This is a genomic window from Vibrio sp. 704, from assembly GCF_033339295.1.
In genome coordinates, this window is the sequence record NZ_JAWOUH010000760.1 from 1 (window position 1) to 578 (window position 578).

Genomic DNA, 578 nt, shown 5'->3' on the forward strand with positions numbered 1-578 from the left:
TCTGATGAAAGTTCCCCCATTTCTTCCGTCAGCTTTTGTTTTTCTAACTGCTGCTTCTCGCGCAAATCCAGCTCATCGGTCGGGGCGACCAAAATCACGTTGCCATCAACACGCTTATCTAACCCTTTCACTTGCAAGATGATGTCGAGCACTTGCTGCCACGGCACACCATCAAGACGCAGTGTAAGGTTGCCTTCGACAGAGTCCGAAACCACCAAGTTAAACTGGTTGTAATCTGCAATCAGCTGCAAAACGTTACGCACAGGAATGTCTTGGAAGTTAATCGAGATCAGCTTGCCTTCTTTTTCTAAGATGCTCTTGTCTGGCACTTTTTCATTTGGTTTAAGCTTGCTGACAGTGATTTCAAGATAACGCCCCGTCAAACGATAGTCATGCGTGTATTCTTCATCGATATACGCAACTAATCGTGTGGTGGAGGTATCGCGGAACACTTCAACACTTTCCACCACCGTCGCGAAATCTTTCACGTCGAGAAGGTAAAGCTGTTCGTCTTTTACCGACGTGTTCATTAAATCAATACTTAATCCTTCTTGAACACGTTTAACATCAACAATAGC

The 578-nt window shown here is 44.8% G+C and carries 1 protein-coding gene; it reads right to left on the reverse strand.

Going from position 1 to position 578, the window contains the following annotated elements:
- A partial coding sequence (locus R7R24_RS28955; protein ID WP_318120493.1) for a secretin and TonB N-terminal domain-containing protein occupies nt 1–578 on the reverse strand: 578 nt, incomplete at both ends.